Genomic DNA, 21,147 nt, shown 5'->3' with positions numbered 1-21,147 from the left:
AATTAAGGAGAGATATTTATTATGGGAATGACAATGACACAAAAAATCCTTGCAAAACACGCAGGACTAGACAGCGTTGTTGCAGGGCAATTAATTGAAGCAAAACTTGACATTGTAATGGGTAATGACATTACAACTGCAGTTGCTTTAAAAGAATTCAAAAAAACCGGTGCAAAGAAAGTATTTGATGAAAACAAAGTAGCAATCGTACTTGACCACTTCACACCAAACAAAGACATCAAAGCAGCTGAACAATGTAAAAGCTGTAGAAATTTTGCTTGGGATATGAATGTTAAAAACTTTTTTGATGTTGGGGATATGGGTATCGAACATGCACTTTTACCTGAAAAAGGAATAGTAGTTCCCGGAGAAGTTATAATCGGAGCAGACTCTCATACTTGTACATATGGAGCTCTTGGAGCTTTTTCAACAGGTGTTGGAAGTACAGACATGGCAATAGGTATGGCAACAGGTGAAGCATGGTTCAAAGTTCCTGAAGCAATTAAATTTGTACTAAAAAACAAACCTGCAAAATGGATAAGCGGTAAAGACATTATATTACATATTATTGGTAAAATCGGTGTTGACGGTGCTCTATACAAATCAATGGAATTTGTTGGAGATGGGATTAAGTATTTATCTATGGATGATAGATTCTCAATGGCTAATATGGCTATAGAAGCAGGTGCAAAAAATGGTATATTCCCTGTTGATGAAAAAACAATCGAATATGCAAAAGCTCATTCAACAAAACCTTTTGAAGTATTTGAAGCTGATGAAGATGCTGAATATGAACAAGTTATAGAAATCGACTTAAGTAAGCTTAGACCTACTGTTTCTTATCCTCATCTACCTGAAAACACAAAAACAGTAGATGAATCTATGGAAGAAAAGGTATATGTTGATCAAGCAGTTATCGGTTCTTGTACAAACGGAAGACTTGAAGATATCAAAATGGCTGCTGATATTTTAAGAGGCAGAAAAGTAAACAAAAAAGTAAGAGCAATAGTTATCCCTGCTACACAACAAATTTATCTTGACAGTATCAAACTTGGATATGTTGAAGATATAATAAAAGCAGGCGCAATTGTTTCTACTCCAACATGCGGGCCATGCCTTGGAGGACATATGGGTATCTTGGCTGCAGGAGAAAAAGCAATTTCAACAACAAACAGAAACTTCGTAGGAAGAATGGGACATGTAGACAGTGAAGTTTACTTATCAAGTCCAGCCGTTGCAGCAGCATCAGCAGTTGCCGGATATATTATTGACCCAGAGAAAGTAATGGAGGGAGATTTTTAATGGAAGCACAAGGAAAAGTATTCAAATACGGTGATAATGTAGATACAGACGTAATAATCCCTGCAAGATACTTAAATGTATCAAGCGGAGATGAACTTGCAAAATATTGTATGATTGATATAGACAAAGACTTTGTAAATAAAATGAATAAAGGTGACATAATCGTTGCAACGAAAAACTTTGGTTGTGGTTCAAGTAGAGAACATGCTCCTCTTGCAATTAAATGCGCAGGGGTATCTTGTGTTATCGCATCAACATTTGCAAGAATCTTCTATCGTAACGCAATAAATATCGGCTTACCTATTCTTGAATGTGAAGAAGCAGCAAATGATATTAAAGCAGGCGATGAAGTAAAAGTTGATTTTAACACAGGTATTATTTCAAACTTAACAACAAACAAAGAATATAAAGCACAACCTTTCCCTGAATTCATGCAAAAAATCATGAAAGCAGGCGGACTTGTAGAATATACAAAGGAAAAGATCGGAGAATAATATGGAATTTAATTTGGCGGTAATAAAAGGAGACGGAATAGGTCCTGAGGTAACAGCTGAAGCTGTAAAAGTACTAAATAAAATAGGAGAAAAATATTCTCATACATTTAAATTTGCATATGTTAGAGCAGGCGGAGACGCAATCGACAATTGCGGTGAATGTTTACCAAAAGAAACAGTACAGCTTTGCAAAAACTCTGACAGCGTTATTTTAGGTGCTGTCGGAGGTCCTAAATGGGATAATCTTCCAGGAGATCAAAGACCTGAAAAAGCATTACTTGGCATAAGAGAAGCCCTAGGATTATACGCAAATCTTAGACCTGCAATAATACATAAAGCTCTAAGCGATGCCTGCCCTATAAAGAAAGAAATTATAGGAGACAGCTTAGATATTATGGTTGTAAGAGAACTTACAGGTGGTATCTACTTTGGAGAAAGAGGATATAGAGAAGGTAAATACGGAAACGAAGCTTACGACACAGAAAGCTATTCAGAAATGGAAATAAGAAGAATAGGTAAAATTGCATTTGAAACAGCAATGGCAAGAAACAAAAAACTTGCAAGTATTGATAAAGCAAACGTACTTGAAAGCAGCAGACTTTGGAGAAAAATCATAACAGAAATAAGCAAAGATTATCCGGAAGTTGAAGTTACACATATGTATGTTGATAATGCAGCTATGCAGCTTGTAAGAAACCCTAAACAATTTGACGTTATTGTAACATCAAATATGTTCGGTGATATTTTATCAGATGAAGCAAGCCAAATTACAGGTTCTATTGGTATGCTTCCATCAGCAAGTCTTGGAGAAAATTCTTTTGGAATGTATGAACCAATTCACGGTTCTGCTCCTGATATTGCAGGTAAAAACATGGCTAACCCTATTGCAACAATTCTTTCAATGGCAATGATGCTTAGATATACATTTAACCTTGAAGAAGAAGCAAGTGCAATCGAAAATGCCGTAACAAAGGTTCTTGATATGGGATATAGAACTCCTGATATAGTAAGCGAAGGCACAAAAGAAGTCGGCACAAGACAAATGGGAGATTTAATAACAGAGGCGATATAAAAATAAAGCTTATACACATTCTCATTATTTTAACTAACAAAATACATAAAAAAGACTGTTAAAAAATATAACAGTCTTTTTTATATAATTACATTATTTCATTATTGCCATTATAAATACAATATAAAATAATATATGTATCACTGTATCGTTTTTACAAAATACCAAGATGTTCAAGCAAAATTTTAATACCCATTAAAACAAGAATAATACCCCCGACAAGTTCGGCTCTTTGTTTATATTTCTTACCAAAAATATTACCAACTTTTAATCCAATCATAGATAATACAAACGTCGTACAACCTATTATAGATATTGCTAAAAATATATTTACGTTTAAAAATGCAAAAGTAACCCCTATAGCAAGAGCATCTATACTGGTTGCAACTGCGAGTGGAATCATTGTTTTAAAATCAAATCTTGAATCAAGATTTTCTTCTTTTCTTGATTCCATTATCATATTAAAACCTATAAAACCAAGAAGAATAAAGGCAATCCAATGATCAAAATCCGTTATTATATTTTTAAAATAATAACCAAGATAATAACCTATAAGGGGCATTAAAGCCTGAAATCCACCAAAGTATACTCCAACAGTAAGATAATTATTACTTCTTAATTTCCTTGTAGAAAGACCTTTACAAACAGATACCGCAAATGCATCCATAGAAAGACCTACACCGATTATAAACAGTTCAATTAAATTCATTTTTTTCCTCTCATTACAAAATTTTATTGATAAAAAAAGAGACCTATCCGTTAAAAAACAGATAAGTCTCATCGTTTAAAATAAAGCCAGGAATTTCTTTCCAATATGTTGACTTTATTACGCCTTCACGCCGATTACTCCCTTACGAATTAATACTATATCATATATAAAATATTTTGTCAAAATAAAAAGATCTATAGCTTAATTTCTCTTAATGAGTAAATATATTTATCGGTTATTTTTAAAATCTCTTCTTTATGCTCTATACTTTCTTCTTCTTCAATTGTATAAGTATACATATTAGCAGCTTTTCCAGCCATTGTCCCGGCAAGAGAATCTTCCACAACTATGCATTCTTCAGGATTTATATTAAGCTTTCTTGCAATGTGCAAAAATATATCAGGGTCAGGTTTGCTTCTCTTTACGCAGTTAGCGGTAACAACTAAATCAAAAACACCATGCAAACCTTCTTTATCTAAAAAGCTTTTTATAAGTTCCATTGTGTTGTTTGTCCCAATTGCAAGCTTATAACCTTTATCTTTAGCTTCTTTTATAATCTCTTTTGCACCATCTCTTAATATATCTTCGGTTAAATAAAGTTCATTTACTATATCTACCCATTCCTTAATAATTTCTTCAATACTTTCTTCAACCTTGTATACATCTTTTGTCGCCTTTGCAGCCTCTTCAATACTCATAGGTCTAAAGTCAATATCTTCTATTGAATATTGTATACCTCTTCTTTCGTTAAAAAAGATATCATCTACTTTTTGCCAAAGAGGAAGTGAATCAACCAAGGTTCCGTCAAAATCAAATATTAATAATTTCTTTTTCATTATTTCTCCTTTGAAGTTTCTCTTTCATAATAAAATAAATACTGTTGTGCAATACCGGCATATTCACCCCATTTACTCTTAGCAAGGTTAAATCCATTTTCAAAAGTTAAATCAGTAAGCCCATATCTATTTAAAAATATTCTTTTAACCCATACATCCATAGGGCAAAGTTCTAATCTTTTTAGGGCAAATAACAAAATACAATCCGATACTTTCTCCCCTACACCTTTTATTTTCATAAGTTCCTTTTTAGCTAATTCAGTATCCATTTCACTTATCTTTTCAAGGTCAATTTCGCCTGTGTTTATTTTATGTATGGCATCAACTAAATATTTATCCCTAAATCCCATTTTAAGTTCATGAAATTCTTCTTTTGTTACATCTTTTAAATCTATATAACTTGGGAAAGAATAATACTTTTTACCTTTATACTCTATTTCTTTTCCATATCTTTCACAAATAAGTTCTATTATAGCTTTTATTCTTGGTATATTATTATTTGCAGAAATTATAAAAGAAATAATTGTTTCAAATAAATCCTGTTTTAATATTCTTATACCATTACCGTATTCTATACATTTTTCTATATGCTCATCTGTATTTATCTTTTTATCTATTTCATTATAATCAAGATCAAAATCAAAATACGTTTTTAAAAAAGAATCAAAATACTCTTTTGTTGTATCATAAAATGTAAATTTTCCGTCTTCTTCTTTTATGTGAATTACTTTTCCATTTACAACGCCGATAAATTCATCTTTTTCTAATTCATTCCATCTAAAACATTGCCCACATTCAAAGGTCTTTTTCAAATTAAAATGGTCAACATCAACTAGTATTAAATCGCTATTTATTTGTTCTATCTTCATAGTAATACTCCAAAAATTCCTTTGTATATTCGTTTTGTTCGTTATACATTACAAGAGGAGGCAAAATATTTAATCCGCTTTTTCCTCCTTTTACAGCTTTGAGCAAAAATAAATTTGAATTTTTCTCTTTCTTTGGATAAATAAACTGAACATCTTTAACAGCAAATCTATACTCTCCAAGTATTTTCATAATTTCTTCAAATCTATTTGTTCTATGTACCAAGAAAAACTTTCCTTTATCCTTTAATAACTTTGAAGAAACTCTTGCAATATCTTCAAAACTGCATAGTATCTCATGTCTTGCATAACTTTTTTTATCATTTATGCTTACTTCTCCGCTACCTGATTTATAGTAAGGTGGATTTACAGACAAACTGTCAAATTTATTATATAAACTTTTATCAAGGTTATTGATATTTTGATTTATTATTTCAATATTGTCAATATTATTGTAGTTAAGAGATTTTTTTACTACCATACACATTTCTTCATCAATCTCAACTGCTTTAATATTTTTATTTCCTCTTTTTGCATATACAAGAATCGGTATAACGCCGCTTCCTGTACATAAATCAATATAACTATCCTTTTTATTTATATATTTTGATGTGAAATTTGCAAGGAGCACAGCATCTACACCAAAACAAAAAGTATCTGTATCTTGATATATATAATAATCTTTTATCTGCAAATCATCTAATCTTAAATTCATATTGTTCTCCTTAAGGAAATATTATATCATACACTAAATATAATTACATCAATTATAAATAAAAGAACGTCAAAGCGTTCTTTTATATGTTATATACAATTTTATCGGTAATATCAGTAAACACAATTAAATATGCAAGTGCAAGAGCAAACCCTGCAATAACGTCGCTTGAATAATGTACCCCAAGATAAATCCTGCTTACTCCTATTAATATAATAAGAGAACATATTACAATACTTCCAAAAAACTTAAACCAAAACCCACCGTTACTCCTTATAAGAAGATACAACAAAAATCCATAAAATGCCAATGAACACATTGAGTGTCCGCTTGGGAAACTAAATCCGCTTGCTTCTGCAAGTCTTACAACTGCAGGACGAGGTCTTTCTATTATAAACTTTAAAGCTTGGTTTAAGCATACTGCACCAAGTATATTTACTATTGATAAAATAATTTTTTTCTTATCTTTCATAAGCATAAAGATTAAAATACATAAAGGAAATATTACTTCAACAGAACCAAACCTTGTAATAAACCTAAATATCTTTGTTGCTTTAGGTGAAATAAACGAAGATACAAAATTATAAACCATAAAATCAAAATGATTAAGGTCATTTACACTAAGCTTCGCACACAAATAAAGAAATAACCCAAGCCCGATTATTGCTACAATCCATTTTATATAACTTTTATGTTTTCTTTTTATAACTTCATCCATAATTACACCTCTTTTTTATTTTACCATTAAAAAGGATTTTATAAAAATATTTTTTCATAATAATAAAAAAACAGCCCTAAAGCTGTTTAATTATTTCCTTTGCTTAATACGACTTCAACTGTCTTGCTTTTCCCGTCTCTTTCATAAGTAATTTTAACTTTATCTCCGGGGCTATGATAATATAGCTGTTCTCTAAAGTGAAGCATATTTTTTATTTCAACATTATTAACCTTTGTTATTATGTCATTCTCTTTTATGCCGGCATTATCAGCACCCATTCCATTTACAACGCCGACAATTAAAATTCCTTTTTCCAAATCTATATCTTCTGAATAATATCTTGCGATTTCTTTATCTACACCTTCAATTCCCATAACCGTAGGAACAAATTCTCCGTCTTTTTTTATGTGTTCTATAATTGGTTTGGCAATGTTTATTGGAATTGCAAAACCAAGACCTTCTCCGGACTGAATTTTATAAGTATTTATTCCAACAACTTCACCCGCAAGGTTTAATAAAGGACCTCCACTGTTTCCTTCATTTATTGAAGCATCTGTTTGAATTAAATCTTCAGCAACTGTTGAAGAATCTACAGCAATACTTCTATTAAGGGCACTAATTATTCCCTGTGTTACGGTTCTTTCAAAAGTTAGCCCCATTGGATTACCTATTGCAATTGCAGTCTGACCTATATTTATTTTTTCACTGTCCCCTAGTTTCACAACAGGCAAATTCTTTGCATCAATTTTTATTACTGCCAAATCAATAGTAGTAGATGAATATATTACCTTCGCATCAAAATTTCTTCCGTCTTTTAATGTTACGTTTATTTGTTTTGGGTTTTCACTTACAACGTGCTGATTTGTTAGTATTAAACCGTTTTTATCTACGATAAAACCTGTTCCTATTCCTCCAACCTCAGACTCTCTGTCAAATATATCTTTGGTTACAGTGATTGTCTCAACCCCTACAACAGCCGGAGTAACACTTTGCGCAACTTTTTCGGTAGTAGACTCCTTAAGTGTAACGCTTCCTGAAGAATCATCTGTTACTATTTCGCTTTCCATACCCAGTTTTTCATCAATTAAAGCATTCATTCTCATATTAGTTATAAAAAAAGCTAATGAACCGAATATAATTCCACCTATAATTAATCCCAAAAAGAATATGGTAAGTCCGCTTTTCCCCTTTTTTTGCATATTGACCTCCTAACAATGAATAGTACCGTTAATTCCTATTCTGTTTGCAACATCTAAAACAAAATCTTTTCCCTCAATGGCATCATTGCTTTTTGCAACGTCTTTTACCGTTTCAAAAGCAACAGAAGAAAGATTATTTTCTTCGCTTAAATGTCCAAGCCTGATTCTTTCTGTCTTTCCTTTTATAAGCTCACTTAATACTTTACCGCTGTCTGTATTTGAAAGATGACCGAAAGGCGATAAAATTCTTTGTTTTAATTCAATTGGATAAGACCCATTTTTTAGCATTGTTTCATCATGGTTTGCTTCTAAAAAAACAAATTTACAATCCTTAAGCTTATTTATTACACTTTCCATTATCATTCCCATGTCAGTTGCCACACCGATTTTATTTTTACCATCATCAATAGTAAATCCAACAGGAGCAACAGCATCATGAGGAATAGAAAAGCTATCAATTAATAAATCATTTATATATAGTGGTCTTTCTTCTTCTATTCTGTATATATTATCTCCTTTAACATTTCCTATCTTTTTTAAAACCGAAGGGCAAGCATCCTTTTGAATATAAATAGGTATATCGGCTTTTCTGGACAACACACCTGCACCTTTTACATGATCAGAATGTTCATGAGTAATGAGTATTGCATCTATATCATGAATATCAACATCAACCTTTTTAAGCTCATTTATTATATGTTTACCTGCAAGCCCGGCATCTATTAAAACTTTTGTATTCTCACTTTCAACAAGTAAGCTGTTTCCCTTTGATGAAGAAAAGAGATTTGTAAACTTCAATTTATTCTCCCTTTCATTTTATGTAATTTTTATATATTTATAATATAAAATAAAATCCCCTGCATATTTAGGGGATTAAATCTTTATGAATCAACTCTTTCTATGTCGGCACCTAAATTCCTAAAGTTCTCTTCTATATTTTCATATCCTCTGTCAATATATTTTAAATTAGTAACTTCAGTAGTACCTTTTGCAACAAGCCCTGCCAATATCATAGCAGCACCGGCTCTTAAATCAGTTGCTTGAATTTTTGCACCGTAAAGTTCACAAGGACCTGTGAATACTGCTGTATTACCATTTACCCTTATGTTTGCACCCATTTTTTGTAGTTCTGTTACATATCTAAAACGATTTTCAAATATGCTTTCAGTAATAGTACTTACTCCATTTGCTAAACACATAAATAACCCCATAGGTTGTTGTAAATCTGTTGGGAATCCAGGATATGGTAATGTTTTAACATTACAAGGTTTAATGTATTCTCTTCCTATTACCCTAATATTGTCATCTTCATCAACTGTAACTTCAGCACCCATTTCTATTAACTTAGCTGTTATTGAATCAAGATGAGGAGGAATAACGTTTTTAATTAAAACATCCCCTTTTGTTGCAGCGGCAGCAATCATGTATGTTCCCGCTGTTATTTGGTCAGGAACAACAGAGTATTCACAACCATGAAGTTCTTCTACGCCGTTTATTCTTATTACGTCAGTACCGGCACCTTTTATATTTGCTCCCATTAAATTTAAGAAGTTAGCAATGTCAACAACATGAGGTTCTTTTGCAGCATTTTCAATAACGGTTAAACCATTTGCCTTTACTGCTGCAAGCATTACATTAATAGTTGCACCTACACTTACAACATCCATATAAATGTTTGTACCTTTAAGTCCATTTGGAGCTTCTATTTTTATTGAACCTTTAACATCAACTTTTGCCCCTAACGCTTCAAAGCCTTTAATATGTTGGTCAATTGGTCTAGCACCGATATCACATCCTCCAGGAGGTGGAAGTTCAACGCTTCCGTTTCTTCCTAGTAAGGCACCAAGCAAATAGTAACTTGCTCTCATTTTTGTGCTTTCTTCTGCAATTTCATCACTTGTGCAATCTGCAATATTTGTTGTGTCTACACTTAAACCTTTTGATGTCTTTCTGATTTTTGCACCAAGTTTTTTCATAATACTTATATAGTTTCTGATATCTTGAATATCAGGTAAATTCTCAATAATAAATTTATCGCTGGCAAGAACAGTTGCTGGAAGGATTCCAAGAGCTGCATTTTTTGCACCTGTAATTGTAACTTCTCCAGATAATCTGTTTCCGCCTTTTATAATAATTTTTTCCATTCTATTTTCATCCTTTAAATTCTTTTTCCTTTAGCTTTAGTATTATACTAAAATTTACTTTAAAAATAAAGACTAATAGCTAAAAACCAACTAAAAACATGGGTTAGGCTGCAATTTTGCATAGTTTCTTGTTCTTGAAAGTAAGTTTGTTTGTGATAAATCTACCGTAGGAGTTCCTACAAATCTTGTTGTGTAAACACTCCCATGACAGTCAGAACCTCCACTTACTATTAAATCATGTTTTTTACAAAAATCAAAATAATATTCATTTTGTTCCTTTAAAGGATTATAAGTACTGTAACACTCAATACCATCAATTCCCATTGAAAGATAATTTTCAAGCATATCCTTTGGCATTACATTTCCCGGGAAATAATATGATGGATGAGCAAGAACAGCAACACCTCCGGCCTTTTTAATGGCTGCTATAATTTCTTCTGAAGATAACAAATCTTCCTCTTTTGGAACGGGCACTTGAGCTTTAATTGCATTAAAAGGTTCTATTCCCTTACATACGTTTTTCTCAGCAAGATAATTCATAATTGGAAGACCTGCCATTTCCTGCATTTTATATATATTGTATTCTTCCAAACTTACATTATCATATCTCTTTGCGCACCAATTTATTATTCTTGTATCTCTGTTTTGTCTTACTCTTTTTGTTCTTGTCATTGTATAAGTAAGATCTATATCATCTATATCAATATCATAACCTAAAATATGAACTTCTTTATCATAAGACTTAGAGCATATTTCAGTTGCCCTGATTAAATTTATTCCTTCTTGTTTTGCTATATATTCTGCTAATTTAACGTTTGAGATGCTGTCATGATCCGATATAGCACAATATTTAACTCCTGCTTTTTTTATATTTATTACAGCTTCTTCGCTATCCCAACTCCCGTCAGATGCGTTAGTATGAATATGAAAATCAACTTTTTCCATAGTTACCTCCTATAATAACTTCCTAAAATAACAACCTTTAGTACTTTCTGCTAATCTTTCTTTTCGTAAATATTTATCAATTACAATATCAACTTCTTTACTATTCTCATTTGTAAATAAGAATACTCTATCAATATTATCCTTTAGTTTATCTAATTTGTCAAATATGCATACGGGATATGTGTTAAAAATTTCACTGGTTTGTCCGTTACATTTAACTTTAAAATTTTTACCCATTCTATCCGTAAGGCTTTTATTTTTATTGCAATTCTTACATCCTACTTCTTCATTAACAGGACAGTTTCTTACAGTCATTAAAGGTAAATATCCGTAAACTATTACAGATAAAGGAGTATTTGTTTTTATTTTATTTATATTATTTACGGTATTTTCAAAAGATAAAGTAATATTTTTTAAATTGTTAATATTTTTTTCAAGTATATCTACGCTGTATGAATTTGTTATATTACTGCCAAATCCACTGTATACATCAAATCCTTTTTCATCGGCTAAGTATATTTTACCTATGGTATGAGATAATGCTTTGTTTATTCCAATCTCTTTTGCAGTATCAAGCATTAATTCTATATTATCTTCCCTGTCAAAATAAATTCTTGGTATTTTTACCCCAAGCTTTTCACTATACTTTTCTATTACATCTTTAGATATTTTTTTAACTTGAAATAATGGAACAAATATAATATCAAAGTAATTTAAAACTTTATTTGTTAATAAATTTATATTACTTAATACGGCAATATTTTTATGTTCTCTTACAATATCTTTCTTATTAATCTTCTTTAACGTATCTATATCATAAGTTTTAAACCTGTTTAGTCTTATACTGTCCATTTCTTTTATGGCATTTCTTCTCATTTCATTAATAGCTGATACTGGAATAAAAATATTATCATCAGTATTTCCATCCATTTTATCTACAAAATATATGCTATCACCAAACTTACTTAAATTCTTTTCTATATTTTCTTTTAAAGTAGGTTTATTTTTTGCCTGCTCTATTATAGGACCAAACTGTTCTACCGACACCCCTTCTTTATCGGTTACTTTAACATATGCTTTTTCACCCAAAGAAAAGTCATAAGTCACATTAACTTTAACTTTTTCTTCTTCAATATCCATATTTTTGATTTCTTCACTTATTTGTTTAGTATAAGATTTATCTTCTTCGCTTCTTATACCAAACATATCATTTCTTTTTCCTGTTATATATCCATCGGTAAAACCGCTTCTTGAAAATACATTTTCAAGTTGTTTTTTATTATAATATCCTTTTTCAACTTTATCTTTAACAGCACAAACAACACTTTTAACATACTCATTGCTTTTCATTCTTCCTTCTATTTTTAAAGAAGCAATACCCATTTTTGCAAAAGTATCAATATAATCTATGTAACAAGCATCTTTTAAAGATAGGTTATATCTGTTTTTATCATTTACATAAAATGGAAGTCTGCACACCCCGGCACACAATCCTCTGTTTCCACTTCTTTCTCCAAGTGCTGAAGAAAAGTAACACTGTCCGGAAACACTCATGCATAAAGCACCGTGCATGAAAATTTCAACTTCGATATCTACTTCATCAAGTATTCTTTGAATTTCCACAAGAGATAATTCTCTTGATAACACAACCCTGTCAAAACCCATTTCCTTTAGCTTTTTCGCATCGCTTACGTTATGAACGCTAAGTTGTGTTGAAGCATGAAGAGGAACATGAGATATTTGCTTTAATATATTTATTACTCCAAGGTCTTGAACTATAATAGCATCAAAACCGGCTTTATTAATCATTTCAACTTCTTCGATTAACTTTTCTATTTCATTATCATAAACAAGAGTATTTAAAGTTACATGAGCTTTTTTACCTCTTAAATGGCAAAAATCAACCGCTTCTTTTACCTCTTCAAATGTAGAAAAATTCTTCGCGTTTCTTCTTGCATTAAAATTACCAAGTCCAAAATATACACTATCCGCACCGCTTAATATTGCTGTTTTTAAATTTTCGAAATTTCCAGCAGGTGCTAAAATTTCTATTTCATTTCCATTTACTAACATGATTTTATCCTCTAAGTTAATTTACACTGTAAGTATATAATATTAGCAAATTAAATACAAATACTTAAAAGGTTTTTTATTTTTTTTAGTTTTATTCTTTTTTTCATCAAATTTCACCAACGAGGCTTTTTATAATTTTTATATAACTTATGGGAGGCTTTAATATGATAAGTAGAGAAGGTATACTAAAAATCAACAATACATACGCTGAAAATTTAAAAAATAAAAGAAAAGAAAACAAATTCTTAACTTATCGCAATGTTTTCATGCTCGTTATGTCAATATTAAATAGCTTTTGTGTTTTCTTTTCTTATACACTGCCATTTGTTTTTGGATTTGGTGCTTTTATAATTTATAAAAAGGAATTAAATAATTTACCTTTAATTATTATGACAGTGTTAACAGCTTTCACTTTAAATATATCCTCAGCTTTTAGGTTAATTATTGCATTTTGCTTTATGCTTATAGTAAATCAAAATTATATAGTAAAAGAAAATAAAAGCACATATTCCGTTATATGTGCCCTTATTACTTTGTTAAGCGGTTTCTTTGTTAATTATATTTTTAAAAACCCACCGATTAACAACGTTTATTCATTAATCGAAAGCTTAAGTTTAATATTGGTATTTTTTGTTTTTAATACCTCTTATAATCTTATAGAAAATTTTGATTTAAAAAAAGAATTCTCCTCTTTTGAAGCAATAAGCCTATCTATTATTTTTTCAATAATAGTACTTGGATTAAGTGATATAAAAATATTTACAGTTTCCATTGCTCTTATTATAACCTCTTTCATGTTGCTTTTTGTATCTACCTACTTTTCATTAAGCCTTTGCCTTAGTTTTTCACTTATAGGAAGTATTTTACTTACTCTAAAAGGTGGATACAGTACTGATATAATTTTAATTTTTACAGTAGCAACTTTATTCTCTTCAATGACAAAAAATTTATCAAAAGGAATAAGCACCTTGGTATTTATATTTACTACTCTTACCCTTTCTTGCTATGTAAATAAAAGTATTATGTTTACTATCCCAATACTTGATGTATTAATTGCAGGTGTTATATTTCTTATTGTATCAACATCTTTTAATCAAAAAATTTTAAATTTGATAAATACAAAACAAAAAGATTTTCACGGAAATATATTTAATAGTGCCATAAAAAAGACAATAAAAGAAGAAATTGAAAATAAGAAAAATATGATAAACGAAGTAAGTTATAACATAACCTTAGAGGAAGAAGAAAAAAATGAGAATATAACAAAAAGTATTTGCAAAGTTCTAACTGCCGATATATGCACAAACTGTGAGAACTTTGCTAAGTGTTGGAATGAAGACGGAAAAGAAACATTTGTAAACTTTTCTCAAGTAATACTTGATACGTATAATGGTAAAATAACATCAAAAAAAGATTTACCCAAAAGTTTTGTAAATAAATGCAAATACAACTTCTTTATTTTTAAAAGCGCATCTTACTTATGTGACAATCTCAAAATAAAAAAAGATTACAAAAATAAACTATCTAAATTCAAAGAACTTATGAAAATAGAGTTCAAAAGTATAAATAAAACTTTAGACAATATTTATACAAACATAAAAAAGGGATTAAATTACTTTTCAAAAGATGAAGAAAATATAAGAGAAAGCCTTTTTGCTATGGGAATTATAGCAAAAGAAAGTGTCGTTTTGGAAGATTTTCAAGGGAAAATGAGAATATACATTAAAACAAGCAAACGATTATCCTCTGAAGAATACAGAATAACAGTACCTTTACTCCTAAGTGAGATATTAAATAAAAATATCATGTATGATTATGATTCTTTCACTGAGTCCTCTCTTGAAGCTTTTGAATATACTTTTACGGAAAGAATGCCATTTTCTCTAAGTGTTGGAATTAAAAGAGGAAAACGAAACGATAAAGAGAAATGTGGAGATAATTACTCAAATATAATTCTTCCTACAAACAAACACTTAATCGCTCTTGCAGACGGTATGGGAACGGGAGAAAAAGCCAATATGCAAAGTGAAAGAGTATTAAATCTTCTAGAAGAAATGCTCGGCTGCGAAAGTGAAGAAATTGACAGTATAAACACCATAAATACAATTTTATCTCTTGAAGAAAAAGAAGTTTTTTCTACACTTGATATTATATTATTTGATTTGTTTACAGCGAAAGCTGAATTTATAAAAGCAGGAGCAACCGAAAGCTACTTAAAAAGAGATGGTGAAGTAACCAGTCTTTCTGCTCAGGCTCTTCCAATAGGAATAATAGAAAATATAGATATAGCAAAAGAGACCATAAAATTAAAAAACAATGATTATATTTATATGGTAAGTGACGGCTTTTTAGAAGCATTTATGAACGATAGAGAACTTATAAAAGAAAAAATCCTTAACATGGAATATAGAAATCCTCAAAAGATTGCTGATGAACTGTTTAATGAAGCTTATGCAAGAAGCCTTGGCAAGCTTAAAGACGATGTAAGCATAATTGTAGTTAAAGTAAGAGAAGAAATATATGACTAAAAAAAAGAACGGTTACCCGTTCTTTTTTTTAATTATAAATCTTAGTTATTAAACTTCTTTCTTAATATTAAACATGTTCCACTTAAAGCAACAATACTTGCTAGTGCAATAAATATATACATATTTACATTATTATTATCAGATGTATCAACACTTGCACTGTCTTTTTCTGAATCATTACTGCTGCCAGTTTCAGGATCTACTTTTCCATCTCCATCTTTATCGATATTTTTATCAGGTTTACCGTCTCCGTTTGTGTCGATGTTAATATCAGGATTTCCGTCTCCGTCTGTATCAATGTTTATATCTGGATCACCATCATTATCAGTATCGATATTTATATCAGGATTTCCATCCCCGTCTGTGTCTACGTTGATATTCGGATGTGATGTGTCATAGTCAGGTATTTTATCTCCGTCTAAGTCTACATCTTTATCCGGTTTCCAGTTATCATCTACTCCGTCTTTATCATTATCATAGCCAGGTCTATAGCTGTGGTCTATATCTACCTTTCCGTCTCCGTTTGTATCTAAATCTGTGTCAGGTTTCCATATTCCATCCCCATTTCCACCTTCACCGCTTGGCTTCCATGTTCCTGTATTATCTGTATCTATATTGATATCAGGCTTCTTATCTCCATTTGTATCTATATTGATATCAGGTTTTTTATCTGTGTCTGTATCTATATTTATGTCTGGTATCTTATCTCCATCAACATCAATATTGATATCAGGATTTTTGTCGCCGTCAGTGTCAATGTTTATATCTGGATCGCCGTCGTTATCAGTATCGATATTTATATCAGGATTTCCGTCCCCGTCCGTATCAACATTAATATCTGGATTTCCATCCCCGTCTATATCTACATCTGTTTGTCCGTCTATATCAAACTTATTTAAGAAATATACATTATCGACATCTTCTTCGTCTTTCTTGTATTCTACTGTTGCTTTTAAAACACCTTTTTGTTCTGTTACGGTTATTATTACTTTGCATACACTTTTATCATATTCAACACCGCTTAAGTCTTCTACCTTTTCTGTTATTTCGTATTCATATACACCTTCTCTGTCGAATACTATATTCCCAAATGTAAAGCTTCCATCTTTATTATTTTTTACCTGTGTATTTTGTGGTAGTGGAGCACCATTTAAAGCTTTTAATTCAAATGTGAATTCATTTTCTTTTAATGCTCTTCCTGTAAGTACCTTTATTCCATTTACATCTACACTTATTTCAGATAGATTAGGGTCATGTTTATTGATAAAAGTAATATCATCTTGTTCTGCATTATTCTTTGTAATTGTTCTTGTATATGTTAGCTTATTGGCTTCTTTATCATATGTTACTTTATATGTTACTATAAGCAGACTTTCATCTTGGTCTATTCCCACTGATGTTTCTTTACCGCTTTCGCCTATTACATATGTATAAGTTCCTTCTTGGTCAAATCTTCTTTCTGGGAAAATAATATTTCCGTTTTCATCGTTTGTTACTTCAATTTTTTCATTATCCCAGCTTTTTATTTCTTGATAATTCTTATCAACAGCACTTACCCCATACATATAGAATTTAAAATCATCACCTTTAAATGTAAAGCTGTCATCAACTGATTCTACTTGTTTTTGTCCGCTTATTTCTCCGGTTCCTATACTTCCTTTATTAGGAATGAATTCATTATGGAAAATCAAGCTGTCTGCTTTCTTAATAGTTGCAACATATTTACTTCCTTCAAGTTTTACACTTACATTTATGTATCTAATGGTTGTATCGTATTTAATGCTATTTTTTTGTGGATTATCTTTGTTAACACCCTCAGGTAATATTTCACTTACTGCAAATGTATATTCACCTTCGCTTTTAAATACAATATCTCCAAACACAGCTTCTTTGTTCTCTGTATTTTTTCCAATAGTTAAACCTTTTGAGCTTTCAGGTAAAACAATACCGCCATTTTTTATGGCTTCTTTTGTTTTTTCATCTGCTCCTTCTAACTTAAAGCTGAATTTATCGGTATTATACCATTCATCATTTTCTCTTCCGCTAAAGTCTTTTTGAACTTTTATTGTATCCCCGCTTATTGTTTCAGATTGAATTTCTACTTTTAAAACAACTGCTACATTGAAATCTAAATCATCTATATATACTCCATCACCATAGTCTTTTTCTTCTACGTCAAATGTTAATCTATATACTCCGTCATTTCCCAGTTGAATGCTGTATGTTTTTTCTACATTTGTTTGTTGCCATACAATATTTCCATTATTGTCATAACTATATGATCTATATGGTGTTTCTACCTTAAATGATTTTGATTCTCCCGGTGTTGTTGGGATATCTGATGGTTTTAATGTTACTTTATTTGATGTTAGTTTATCAGATGATGTAAATGTTATATCACATCCTATTAAACTGTTTGCTCCATCTACCCATTTCCATGCAACTTCTGCAGGGTGTCCATAAGGTTGACTTTCCAGCTCATCTTTTACTTTTGTTGATGATCCAAAATCTTCTTTTATACCAGGATCAACCGCACCATTTTCATCTGATTTTGAATATACATCCAAATATGCTTGTCCAGGATATGGGTTTCCGCTTGGAGTTTGAACTTCAACTGTAGCACTATGGGTTACAGGAGTAGATTCTATTCTTTTTGTATCTCTTACATATCTTCCATCTGCCAATGACCATACATATTCAACGGAATATTTATGGTCTTTACCGTCTGTTGCAAAGAAATCTTTTCCATTCCATTTATTTTGGTTTTCTGTATTTTCTAGGTTTACCTTTGTTTTTGCATTAACAGAACCATCGCTGTTTTCTGCAGATATTTCATATATATTTACTTCATTAATTTTTGCACCGGTTTCACTGGCTGTAATTGCAGGTACTCCGCTGTCTAATGCTGTTCCTGTTCTTTCCATATGCAATACATCAATATCACCAAATGCATCATTTTGTCCGCTTTGTGTATATTTGTTTTCTAATGCGCTGACATTTGCATATGCTGAAGTGTTTAAAATATCTTTTTGACTTTGCTCTAAAGGATTATCAGGATATACCCCGTATGTGAAGTCCTTGCTGTTTGCTGCCATTCTTGCTCCTGTAGAATATACAAGTCTTACATCGTCTGCATGGTCATAATAAGTGTTTGCACCTATATTTTTTGACAGCCCCGCACTTAAACCTACTGTCGGACATATTCTTAGCTGTCTTGTTCCTGTGATGTTTCCTTCTTTTGCATTTACTCTTAACCAGTCTATTCCAGGCATTGGATTATTTCCATACCATGTTCCTTCTTCGTTATATAGGTTGATTACATCGGACATCACATCGTTATCTCCCGTTACAAAGGCATATGATTTCGCCCCTTCTCCCGTTGCTAATGTTCCTTGTCCTGTTACACCGCATCTTTTCCATTCAATTCCTTCATCACTGCTTAGCGGGAATTTACTTGTTACGTCCCTTACCGTGTCATATGTCTCTTTGGAAAGTTTGTTCCCTGCATAATCTTCATCATATGTATTTAATTTTACTGTTGATGCTGATGCTTTTGAGTATGCTTTTATAGTATTATGAAGATCTTCTTCACTCATCCAGTTTGTATTTGTGAATGTTGTTGGATTTGTGAATACTTTTAATTGTGGATAGTATCCTTCCTCATATGTCCATTTATCGTCATCACTTCCAAATCCTGTGAACCCATTATTTCCAGGTGCAGATGTTAAACCTGCTCCGCTTTTTTCACTTGTTGTTGTTAGTACACCTTTTAGTCCGTTATTTGACATTTGGTCGCTGGTCATATTACCTATCGCCCATTCTTTCATTCCTGTTGTTTGTTTGTCATAATAACAATTTTCAAATGTGAATCTGCTAGCATTATATGTTCCGGTAAATCCACCTGTATTTCCAGGTGCAGTTGTACTATCTACTACTGTTGAAATATTTCCTACCTCGCCTGCTGTATAACAGTTCTTTAATGATATAGCATGACCTGTATCAGTAGCAAAAAAACCACCAACATTTATTGGTTTTCCAACAATACCTACCAAAGCAGTACTATAACAATTTTCAAATGATTGATTATATGGAGCACTACCTGCAACACTATCAACAGGACCGGCAAAACCTCCTAAAGAGTTTGTTCCTTCAATTTTACCTGTAGTAAAGCAATTTTTAAAATTTGTTGCACCATGAGATACTCCCATAAATACTCCTGCTGTTGTATTTCCATAAACATCTATATTTGAAAAACAATTTTCTATTTTAGCCAAACCAAAGTTGCAACTCATAAAACCACCATTATGTCCACCATCACCTACTACACTGCCATCTATTGCATATGTATTTTTTACAATAGGATTTGTACATCCCTCAATAATTTGGCAACAACATGAATAACTACTTCTAGCAAGGGTTGCAATATGACTATTTTTTGTATATGTATTTTCAATTGTTATTTCGTTACAACGATTTGCAATTATACTATTTACCCAAACTCCAGGAGTATTACAATACATCATTGTATCTTCTACAGCACAATCAATTATTTTTACACTACTTGCACCGGATATAATTATTGCATGTTCACTAGCAGCTGAATAATTACCATATGCATTAGCAACACGCAAGTCTGCTATATTGATATTACTTGATGCTCCAAACATAGATGTATAGCTACTTGCTGTATTACAATAATAATTATAAACAGTATACCCATTACCATCAGCTGTCCAAGTATTACTTGCTGTCGCTGGCGTAGTCCATACTTTTCCTAAATATCCACCAAGGTCAATATCATTTTGAAGTTTAAATGATTGATGGTTAGTCATTACCCATCTAAGCTCTTCTGCCGTATACACTTTCCATGGGTTACTTGCTGCATCATATGCTCCTCCGTTATCAGTTTTCGTAGGCATAACTGCAGTTCCATCCCAAGGGGCAGAGATATCTCCGTTATCATATTTTTCTTTTAGATTTTCAACCATCCAAGGACCTTCAACTTTTGTTGTATCGTTGTTTCCAAGGTAAGTTGTATAAGATGTTCCGGCTGAAAGATTGCCGGCTTTTACTTTTGCGTCTTCCCATCTTGCTTGATAGTATTGTTGTGTCCCAGGAACTAATTCATCTGCGGCTTTAACTGTTTTTACATTTATGCCGTTTCCTGAGAAAACAATTGAAAACATTAAAAGAAGAACAAAAATTCTTTTTAGAGTTATCGACTTTTTCATAAACATCCCCCGCTTTGTTTTATAACGTATAATCCGACTTTATACTATTATACAGTATATCATACTATTATCACATTTTAGAAATTTAATTGATAATATATAGATTTTTTTAATTTTATACAAAAAAAGAACGGTTCCCCGTTCTTTTTTATTTTAGAATTACCTTATAGATACTATTATAAATTAGATTGTTTTTTCTTTAAACCTATTCCAATTCCAATAACACCAGCTAAACTTATAAATGATAATAACATGTATAATCCCATATTATTTTCATCAGAAGTTTTAACAGAATCTATATAGAATATATCACCT

The 21,147-nt window shown here is 31.3% G+C and carries 16 protein-coding genes; 4 read left to right on the top strand and 12 right to left on the bottom strand.

Annotation, left to right across the window (positions count from 1 at the left end):
• Positions 1 to 21: 21 nt before the first annotated feature.
• The 3 genes from leuC to leuB are packed head-to-tail and all read left to right on the top strand — an operon-like array spanning position 22 to position 2,868.
• The gene (gene leuC, locus V2W16_RS10215; protein ID WP_329385423.1) at positions 22 to 1,302 is read left to right on the top strand and encodes a 3-isopropylmalate dehydratase large subunit; all 1,281 of its coding nucleotides are present in this window, start codon (positions 22 to 24) and stop codon (positions 1,300 to 1,302) included.
• Positions 1,302 to 1,796 carry a 3-isopropylmalate dehydratase small subunit gene (leuD, locus tag V2W16_RS10210; protein WP_138268001.1) on the top strand — a complete coding sequence of 165 codons (495 nt, stop codon included), beginning with the start codon at positions 1,302 to 1,304 and terminating at the stop codon, positions 1,794 to 1,796. Before leuC ends, leuD begins: the two co-directional genes overlap by 1 nt.
• A gap of 1 nt (position 1,797) precedes the next feature.
• Positions 1,798 to 2,868, top strand: a complete 1,071-nt coding sequence (gene leuB, locus V2W16_RS10205) for a 3-isopropylmalate dehydrogenase (protein ID WP_329385419.1) — start codon at positions 1,798 to 1,800, stop codon at positions 2,866 to 2,868.
• A gap of 154 nt (positions 2,869 to 3,022) precedes the next feature.
• On the opposite strand, the gene V2W16_RS10200 is transcribed toward leuB, so the two are convergent.
• From V2W16_RS10200 to V2W16_RS10155, 10 genes are all read right to left on the bottom strand, one after another.
• A complete protein-coding gene (locus V2W16_RS10200; protein ID WP_329385416.1) occupies positions 3,023 to 3,577 on the bottom strand; it encodes a manganese efflux pump MntP in 555 nt (184 codons plus the stop codon).
• 194 nt (positions 3,578 to 3,771) lie between these two features.
• The gene (locus V2W16_RS10195) at positions 3,772 to 4,413 is read right to left on the bottom strand and encodes an HAD family hydrolase (RefSeq protein WP_329385413.1); all 642 of its coding nucleotides are present in this window, start codon (positions 4,411 to 4,413) and stop codon (positions 3,772 to 3,774) included.
• Positions 4,413 to 5,282 carry a DNA-3-methyladenine glycosylase family protein gene (locus tag V2W16_RS10190; protein WP_329385410.1) on the bottom strand — a complete coding sequence of 290 codons (870 nt, stop codon included), beginning with the start codon at positions 5,280 to 5,282 and terminating at the stop codon, positions 4,413 to 4,415. Before V2W16_RS10190 ends, V2W16_RS10195 begins: the two co-directional genes overlap by 1 nt.
• The gene (locus V2W16_RS10185) at positions 5,260 to 5,994 is read right to left on the bottom strand and encodes a tRNA1(Val) (adenine(37)-N6)-methyltransferase (RefSeq protein WP_329385407.1); all 735 of its coding nucleotides are present in this window, start codon (positions 5,992 to 5,994) and stop codon (positions 5,260 to 5,262) included. Before V2W16_RS10185 ends, V2W16_RS10190 begins: the two co-directional genes overlap by 23 nt.
• Before the next feature lie 82 nt (positions 5,995 to 6,076).
• On the bottom strand, positions 6,077 to 6,712 hold the full coding sequence (locus V2W16_RS10180) for a phosphatase PAP2 family protein (protein ID WP_329385404.1): 636 nt from the start codon (positions 6,710 to 6,712) through the stop codon (positions 6,077 to 6,079).
• 86 nt (positions 6,713 to 6,798) lie between these two features.
• Complete coding sequence (locus V2W16_RS10175) at positions 6,799 to 7,911, bottom strand: S1C family serine protease (RefSeq protein ID WP_329385401.1); 1,113 nt, start codon at positions 7,909 to 7,911, stop codon at positions 6,799 to 6,801.
• A gap of 9 nt (positions 7,912 to 7,920) precedes the next feature.
• Positions 7,921 to 8,709: an MBL fold metallo-hydrolase gene (locus tag V2W16_RS10170; protein ID WP_329385398.1), complete on the bottom strand. Its 789-nt coding sequence runs from the start codon at positions 8,707 to 8,709 to the stop codon at positions 7,921 to 7,923.
• Between the two features lie 83 nt (positions 8,710 to 8,792).
• Complete coding sequence (locus V2W16_RS10165) at positions 8,793 to 10,055, bottom strand: UDP-N-acetylglucosamine 1-carboxyvinyltransferase (protein WP_329385394.1); 1,263 nt, start codon at positions 10,053 to 10,055, stop codon at positions 8,793 to 8,795.
• A gap of 90 nt (positions 10,056 to 10,145) precedes the next feature.
• Complete coding sequence (locus V2W16_RS10160) at positions 10,146 to 11,000, bottom strand: PHP domain-containing protein (protein WP_329385391.1); 855 nt, start codon at positions 10,998 to 11,000, stop codon at positions 10,146 to 10,148.
• Positions 11,001 to 11,009: 9 nt separating this feature from the next.
• Positions 11,010 to 13,073, bottom strand: coding sequence for a U32 family peptidase (locus tag V2W16_RS10155; RefSeq protein WP_329385389.1), 2,064 nt, complete (start codon positions 13,071 to 13,073; stop codon positions 11,010 to 11,012).
• A 164-nt stretch (positions 13,074 to 13,237) separates the two neighbouring features.
• Here V2W16_RS10155 and V2W16_RS10150 point away from each other — a divergent pair, with 164 nt between their 5' ends.
• Entirely contained in the window at positions 13,238 to 15,601 is a 2,364-nt protein-coding gene (locus V2W16_RS10150) for a SpoIIE family protein phosphatase (protein ID WP_329385385.1), read from the top strand.
• A gap of 41 nt (positions 15,602 to 15,642) precedes the next feature.
• Here V2W16_RS10150 and V2W16_RS10145 read toward each other — a convergent pair whose 3' ends face one another.
• Entirely contained in the window at positions 15,643 to 20,832 is a 5,190-nt protein-coding gene (locus V2W16_RS10145; protein ID WP_329385382.1) for a Spy0128 family protein, read from the bottom strand.
• Positions 20,833 to 21,008: 176 nt separating this feature from the next.
• Positions 21,009 to 21,131, bottom strand: coding sequence for a sortase B protein-sorting domain-containing protein (locus V2W16_RS11205; protein ID WP_425353964.1), 123 nt, complete (start codon positions 21,129 to 21,131; stop codon positions 21,009 to 21,011).
• Between the last annotated feature and the right edge of the window lie 16 nt (positions 21,132 to 21,147).

The organism is Anaerofustis butyriciformans (assembly GCF_036289385.1).
GTDB classification, from domain to species: Bacteria; Bacillota; Clostridia; order Eubacteriales; family Anaerofustaceae; genus Anaerofustis; species Anaerofustis butyriciformans.
This window is presented reverse-complemented; position numbering and strand designations above follow the sequence as displayed.

Coding starts and splice junctions, on each gene's coding strand:
- leuC (WP_329385423.1), top strand. CDS start 22: ATGGGAATGACAATGACACAAAAAATCCTTGCAAAACACGCAGGACTA.
- leuD (WP_138268001.1), top strand. CDS start 1,302: ATGGAAGCACAAGGAAAAGTATTCAAATACGGTGATAATGTAGATACA.
- leuB (WP_329385419.1), top strand. CDS start 1,798: ATGGAATTTAATTTGGCGGTAATAAAAGGAGACGGAATAGGTCCTGAG.
- V2W16_RS10200 (WP_329385416.1), bottom strand. CDS start 3,577: ATGAATTTAATTGAACTGTTTATAATCGGTGTAGGTCTTTCTATGGAT.
- V2W16_RS10195 (WP_329385413.1), bottom strand. CDS start 4,413: ATGAAAAAGAAATTATTAATATTTGATTTTGACGGAACCTTGGTTGAT.
- V2W16_RS10190 (WP_329385410.1), bottom strand. CDS start 5,282: ATGAAGATAGAACAAATAAATAGCGATTTAATACTAGTTGATGTTGAC.
- V2W16_RS10185 (WP_329385407.1), bottom strand. CDS start 5,994: ATGAATTTAAGATTAGATGATTTGCAGATAAAAGATTATTATATATAT.
- V2W16_RS10180 (WP_329385404.1), bottom strand. CDS start 6,712: ATGGATGAAGTTATAAAAAGAAAACATAAAAGTTATATAAAATGGATT.
- V2W16_RS10175 (WP_329385401.1), bottom strand. CDS start 7,911: ATGCAAAAAAAGGGGAAAAGCGGACTTACCATATTCTTTTTGGGATTA.
- V2W16_RS10165 (WP_329385394.1), bottom strand. CDS start 10,055: ATGGAAAAAATTATTATAAAAGGCGGAAACAGATTATCTGGAGAAGTT.
- V2W16_RS10160 (WP_329385391.1), bottom strand. CDS start 11,000: ATGGAAAAAGTTGATTTTCATATTCATACTAACGCATCTGACGGGAGT.
- V2W16_RS10155 (WP_329385389.1), bottom strand. CDS start 13,073: ATGTTAGTAAATGGAAATGAAATAGAAATTTTAGCACCTGCTGGAAAT.
- V2W16_RS10150 (WP_329385385.1), top strand. CDS start 13,238: ATGATAAGTAGAGAAGGTATACTAAAAATCAACAATACATACGCTGAA.
- V2W16_RS10145 (WP_329385382.1), bottom strand. CDS start 20,832: ATGAAAAAGTCGATAACTCTAAAAAGAATTTTTGTTCTTCTTTTAATG.